The following is a 6,192-nucleotide window of genomic DNA, read 5'->3' as shown; positions in this document are numbered from 1 at the left end:
GGCCGGCCTTCTAACTACCGAGCCTTACAAGCTTGGGAAAGCAAATTGCGAGGCTTCATGGCTGGCCCGTTGCGGCCAACGTTGAGTGATGGCCTTGCGACGGGTATAGAAACGCACCCCATCCGGCCCATAGGCGTGCAAGTCGCCAAACAGCGAGCGCTTCCAGCCACCAAAGCTGTGATAAGCCACGGGCACCGGCAGTGGAACGTTAACCCCCACCATGCCCACTTCGATCTCGTCACAAAACAGACGCGCCGCCTCACCGTCACGGGTGAAGATACAAGTACCGTTGCCGTACTCATGATCGTTGATCAACTGCATCGCAGCTTCCAGGCTGGCTACACGCACCACGCACAACACCGGGCCAAAGATCTCTTCTTTATAGATACGCATCGCGGGGGTCACGCGATCGAACAGGCTACCACCGAGGAAGAACCCTTCTTCATGCCCGGTGACGCTCAGGCCACGACCATCAACGACCAACTCGGCTCCCGCTGACACACCGTCTTCTATATAGCCACTGACCTTATCCCGCGCCTGCCCCGTCACCAGCGGTCCCATATCCAGACCACAGGTGGTGCCCGCTCCGATCTTCAGCGCCTTGATCTGTGGCACCAGCTTGGCAATCAACGCATCCGCCACCTGGTCACCCACGCACACCGCCACCGAGATCGCCATGCAGCGTTCACCGCAGGAACCATATGCAGCGCCCATCAAGGCGCTGACGGCGTTATCCAGGTCCGCGTCCGGCATCAACACCGCGTGGTTCTTCGCCCCACCCAGTGCCTGCACGCGCTTGCCACGCCGGGTCGCTTCGGAATAGATGTACTCGGCAATTGGCGTGGATCCTACAAAACTCAGCGCTTTTACCTCTGGCGCCTCGATCAATGCATCCACCGCGCCCTTGTCGCCATGCACCACGCTCAGCACGCCTTTAGGCAGTCCCGCTTCCTGCAGCAATTGTGCGATCAGCAACGTTGAACTGGGGTCGCGCTCCGACGGTTTGAGGATGAAACAGTTACCGCACACAATCGCCAGTGGATACATCCACAACGGCACCATTGCCGGGAAGTTGAACGGCGTAATACCCGCCACTACGCCCAATGGCTGGAAATCCGACCAGGCATCAATGTTCGGGCCCACGTTGCGGCTGTATTCGCCCTTGAGAATCTCCGGCGCCGAGCACGCGTACTCCACGTTCTCGATCCCGCGCTTCAACTCACCGGCGGCATCCTCCAACGTCTTGCCGTGCTCTTCGCTGATCAACTGCGAGATACGGGCTTCGTTCTGCTCCAGCAACTGCTTGAAACGAAACATCACCTGCGCACGCTTGGCCGCAGGCGTGTTACGCCAGGCCGGGAATGCCGCCTTGGCCGAATCGATCGCCCGTTGGATGGTTTCGCGACTGGCCAACGGTACCTGGTGAATCACTTGACCAGTGGACGGGTTGAACACGTCGGCACTCCGACCGCTGTCACTGACCAATTCACCGTTGATCAAATGCTGGATAAGGCTCATGCAGGGCTCCTGAAAAGTTGTTCTATATAGAAGGAGAAATCAGTCGATCTTGTTCAGCACTTCACCGACCGCGTCGAACAGGCGATCCAGGTCCTGGGGCTTGCTGTTGAAGGTTGGCCCGAACTGCAGGGTGTCACCGCCAAAGCGCACGTAGAAACCGGCCCTCCACAGCGCCATGCCGGCCTCGAAAGGACGCACGATGGCGTCACCGTCACGCGGCGCAATCTGGATCGCTCCGGCCAGGCCGTAATTACGAATATCAATCACGTTCTTGCTGCCCTTCAAGCCATGCAGCGCATTCTCAAAGTGCGGTGCGATTTCGGCTACGCTCTGCACGAGGCTTTCCTTCTGCAGCAGGTCCAGGGCCGCGAGGCCGGCAGCACAGGCCACCGGGTGCGCCGAGTAGGTGTAACCGTGGGGAAACTCCACCGCGTACTCCGGCGTCGCCTGGTTCATGAAAGTCTGATAGATCTCGCTGCTGGCAATCACCGCGCCCATCGGAATCGCGCCGTTGGTGACTTGCTTGGCGATGCACATCAAGTCCGGAGTCACACCGAAGCTGTCGGCGCCGAACATCGAACCGGTGCGGCCGAAACCCGTGATCACTTCGTCGAATACCAACAGGATGTTGTGCTGGTCGCAGATTTCGCGCAGGCGCTTGAGATAGCCCTGTGGCGGCACCAACACGCCTGCGGAGCCGGCCATGGGCTCGACAAACACCGCAGCGATGTTTGACGCGTCATGCAGTTCGATCAGCTTGAGCAACTCATCGGCCAACGCAATACCGCCCTGCTCCGGCATGCCACGGGAGAAGGCATTGCTCGCCAGCAACGTATGGGGCAGGTGATCAACATCCATCATCGCCTGACCAAACAGCTTGCGGTTACCGTTGACGCCGCCAAGGCTGGTGCCGGCGATGTTCACACCATGGTAGCCACGGGCGCGGCCAATCATCTTGGTCTTGGTGGCCTGGCCCTTCAGGCGCCAGTAGGCGCGCACCATCTTCACGGCGGTATCGGCGCACTCGGAGCCGGAGTCGGTGAAGAACACATGGTTGAGGTTGCCTGGGGTCAGGTCGGTAATCTTTTCCGCCAGTTGAAAGGACAGCGGATGACCGTATTGGAAGCCCGGAGAGTAGTCCAGGGTACCCAACTGCCTGGCCACCGCCTCCTGAATCTCCTTGCGCGTATGCCCGGCGCCGCAGGTCCACAGGCCTGACAACGAGTCATAGACCTTGCGCCCCTTGTCATCGGTCAACCAGCTGCCTTCGGCGGCGACGATCAGGCGCGGATCGCGCTGAAAGTTACGGTTGGCGGTATAAGGCATCCAGTGAGCATCCAGCTTGAGTTGGCTGGCCAGGGATGATGGGGCGTTTTCCGGCATGTTCATCGGCAAAACCTCGCAAGGCAAAAGGCAGCGTCGGGATTGAAAAAGCGTGGTTGCGGCTAAGTTGCCACGGCGATAAAGTCGATGAAATCCAACTTTTATAACCTTCAGTCAGGCCTTCACTAAACTATGAGCAGCCGTCGACCCGATCCGCTGGCCCAAGTCAGCGACTTCGATATCCGCTTGCTGCGCATCTTTCGCAGTGTGGTGGAATGCGGCGGCTTTTCAGCGGCGGAAACCGTACTGGGCATAGGCCGTTCGGCCATCAGCCAGCAAATGAGCGACCTGGAACAGCGCCTCGGGCTGAGGCTCTGTCAACGCGGCCGAGCGGGGTTCTCGCTGACGGAAGAAGGCCGCGAGGTTTATCAGTCGGCGTTGCAACTGTTGAGCGCCCTGGAAAGTTTTCGCACCGAAGTCAACGGTCTGCACCAGCACTTGCGCGGCGAGCTGATCATCGGCCTGACCGACAACCTCGTCACCCTGCCCCACATGCGCATCACCCACGCCCTGGCGCAGTTGAAGGAGCGCGGCCCGGACGTGCAGATTCAGATCCGCATGATCGCCCCCAGTGAAGTCGAGCAAGGTGTCCTCGACGGCCGTCTGCATGTCGGCGTGGTGCCCCAGGCCAGCGCGTTGTCGGGCCTGGAGTACCAACCGCTGTACAGCGAGCGCTCGCTGCTTTATTGCGCGGTCGGGCATCCGCTGTTTTATGCCGACGACAAACAACTGGATGACGCGCGGGTCGACGGCCAGGACGCCATCGCACCCACCTTTCGTTTGCCCGCCGAGATCCAGGCTCATTATCAGGCACTCAATTGCACGGCGAGTGCCTCCGACCGTGAGGGCATGGCGTTCCTGATCCTCACCGGGCGCTATATCGGCTACCTTCCCGATCACTATGCCAGCCTGTGGGTACAGCAAGGCCGACTGCGCGCGCTGAAACCGGCTACACGGTTTTACGATTTGAGCCTGGCATCGGTCACGCGCAAGGGCCGTCGCCCCCATTTGGTGCTGGAAAGTTTCCTGCAAAGCCTGGCGGCAACGCGCTAATTCGGGCGTTGCGCAAAAAGCTGAGCAGATGGACAGTTTTTTGCAAGGCACAAGGACCTTGAACCGTCCGCCCCGAGTTGACCGCCATGCCGCCAGAATCCTCCAGCCCCAACGACTTGATCTACGGCCTCGATGATCGCCCGAAGCCACTGCCCGCCCTGCTGGCCGCCCTGCAACATGTGCTGGCCGCGTTCGTCGGTATCATCACACCGCCCTTGATCATCGGTTCCACCCTGGGCCTCACCGCGCACCTGCCCTATTTGATCAGCATGGCGCTGATGGTCTCCGGCGTCGGCACGTTCATCCAGGCGCGCAGGCCGTTTGGTATCGGCGCCGGAATGATCTGCCTGCAAGGCACCAGCTTTGCGTTCCTGGGCGCGGTGCTGTCCGCCGGTTTCCTGGTCAAGCAACGCGGCGGCAGCCCTGAGGACATCCTGGCGATGATTTTCGGCGTGTGCTTTTTCGGCGCCCTGGTGCAGATCGTGCTGAGCCGCTTTATCGGCCAACTGCGCCGGGTCATCACGCCCCTGGTGACCGGGATCGTGATTACGCTGATCGGTATCAGCCTGATAAAAGTCGGCATCACCGACCTGGGCGGCGGGTTCAACGCTCCTGACTTCGGCGCCCCCATCAACCTGGCCCTGGGCCTGTTCGTGGTGCTGACGATCATTCTGCTCAACCGCTCGAACACGCCCTGGGTACGCCTCTCGGCCATCATCATCGGCCTGGCCCTGGGCAGCCTGGCCGCCTGGTTCAGTGGCAAGCTGGTGCCCCAGGCATTACCCGACGTGCCTCTGATCAGCCTGCCGGTACCGTTTCGCTTTGGTTTCAACTTCGACTGGAGCGCCTTCCTGCCGATCGCGCTGATTTATCTGATCAGCAGCATCGAAACCGTCGGAGACCTCACCGCCAACTGCATGATCGCCCGCCAACCCATCAGCGGTGCCTCTTATATAAGCCGACTCAAAGGCGGCGTGCTCGGGGATGGCGTCAGTTGCATGATCGCCGCCACGTTCAGCGCCTTCCCCAACACCACCTTCGCGCAAAACAACGGGGTGATCCAACTCACCGGCGTGGCCAGCCGCTATGTCGGCTTGTACATCGGTGTGGTGCTGGTGTGCCTCGGGTTGTTTCCCATGATCGGCGCGGTGTTGCAGCAAATCCCCAAACCGGTGCTGGGCGGTGCAACCCTGGTCATGTTCGGCAGCGTCGCCGCAGCCGGGGTGCGCATCCTGGCCCAGGCACCGCTGGACCGACGCAGCATGCTGATCATCGCCACCTCCTTCGGTGTCGGCTTGGGCATCGCCGCCCAACCCAATCTGTTGCACCTGATGCCAACCCTGGTGCAGAACCTGTTCGACTCCGCCATCACCAGCGGCGGCCTGACCGCCATTGTGCTGTGCCTGCTGTTACCCGAGGCCAAGACCACTCACACCGCTGCGAACCACACAGCAGAAAGCGACGCCCTGGAAACGCTTTGACGGTTTTATTGCATCAACACTTGTCTGAGGCTTTAGGGTGGGTTATCTGTGCACACGTCGCCTCTATCGATCAGCACGGAAACCTCCATGAGCCTCGAAGTTCCTGCCCACAGCAACCACGCCGGTAAACCCGCCAGCCGCATTCGGCAAAAGAACGAACAAGCGATTCTACAGGCGGCTGAAGATGAATTCGCGCGCCATGGCTACAAGGGCACCAGCATGAACACCATCGCTGCCAGTGCCGGGCTGCCCAAAGCCAACTTGCACTATTACTTCACCAACAAGCTGGGCCTGTACATTGCGGTACTCAGCAATATCCTCGAATTGTGGGACAGCACGTTCAACGCGCTGACCGCCGAAGACGACCCGGCCGTGGCCCTCTCACGGTACATCCGCACCAAGATGGAATTCTCGCGACGCCAGCCACAGGCCTCGCGGATCTTCGCCATGGAGATCATCAGCGGCGGCGAATGCCTCACCGAATATTTCAGCCAGGACTACCGCGCCTGGTTCAGCGGCCGTGCAGCCGTGTTCCAGGCCTGGATCGATGCCGGCAAGATGGACCCCATCGACCCGGTGCACCTGATTTTCCTGCTGTGGGGCAGCACCCAGCATTATGCCGACTTCGCCACCCAGATCTGCCGCGTCACCGGTCGCACTAAGCTGACCAAGCAGGATATGGAGGACGCCGGCACCAACCTGATTCACATCATTCTCAAAGGCTGTGGCATCAAGCCGGCCTTATAAACGAAGCGAC

The 6,192-nt window shown here is 60.4% G+C and carries 5 protein-coding genes; 3 read left to right on the top strand and 2 right to left on the bottom strand.

Annotation, left to right across the window (positions count from 1 at the left end; all coding sequences use genetic code 11):
* Positions 1 to 24 precede the first annotated feature (24 nt).
* Both MRY17_RS03215 and MRY17_RS03210 read right to left on the bottom strand, forming a co-directional pair.
* Complete coding sequence (locus MRY17_RS03215; RefSeq protein WP_243353284.1) at positions 25 to 1,518, bottom strand: CoA-acylating methylmalonate-semialdehyde dehydrogenase; 1,494 nt, start codon at positions 1,516 to 1,518, stop codon at positions 25 to 27.
* Positions 1,519 to 1,557: 39 nt separating this feature from the next.
* On the bottom strand, positions 1,558 to 2,907 hold the full coding sequence (locus tag MRY17_RS03210; protein WP_243353283.1) for an aspartate aminotransferase family protein: 1,350 nt from the start codon (positions 2,905 to 2,907) through the stop codon (positions 1,558 to 1,560).
* Between the two features lie 126 nt (positions 2,908 to 3,033).
* Between MRY17_RS03210 and MRY17_RS03205 the strand changes: the two genes are divergently transcribed.
* The 3 genes from MRY17_RS03205 (at position 3,034) to MRY17_RS03195 (ending at position 6,182) form a co-directional block, all read left to right on the top strand.
* Entirely contained in the window at positions 3,034 to 3,954 is a 921-nt protein-coding gene (locus MRY17_RS03205) for a LysR family transcriptional regulator (RefSeq protein ID WP_191953107.1), read from the top strand.
* A gap of 86 nt (positions 3,955 to 4,040) precedes the next feature.
* A complete protein-coding gene (locus tag MRY17_RS03200; RefSeq protein WP_191953108.1) occupies positions 4,041 to 5,435 on the top strand; it encodes a uracil-xanthine permease family protein in 1,395 nt (464 codons plus the stop codon).
* Between the two features lie 87 nt (positions 5,436 to 5,522).
* Positions 5,523 to 6,182 (top strand): TetR/AcrR family transcriptional regulator, encoded by a 660-nt coding sequence (locus MRY17_RS03195; RefSeq protein WP_181284480.1) that lies wholly within the window; start codon positions 5,523 to 5,525, stop codon positions 6,180 to 6,182.
* Positions 6,183 to 6,192 lie beyond the last annotated feature (10 nt).

This window comes from Pseudomonas orientalis, from assembly GCF_022807995.1.
Lineage (GTDB): Bacteria > Pseudomonadota > Gammaproteobacteria > Pseudomonadales > Pseudomonadaceae > Aquipseudomonas > Aquipseudomonas orientalis_B.
This window is presented reverse-complemented; position numbering and strand designations above follow the sequence as displayed.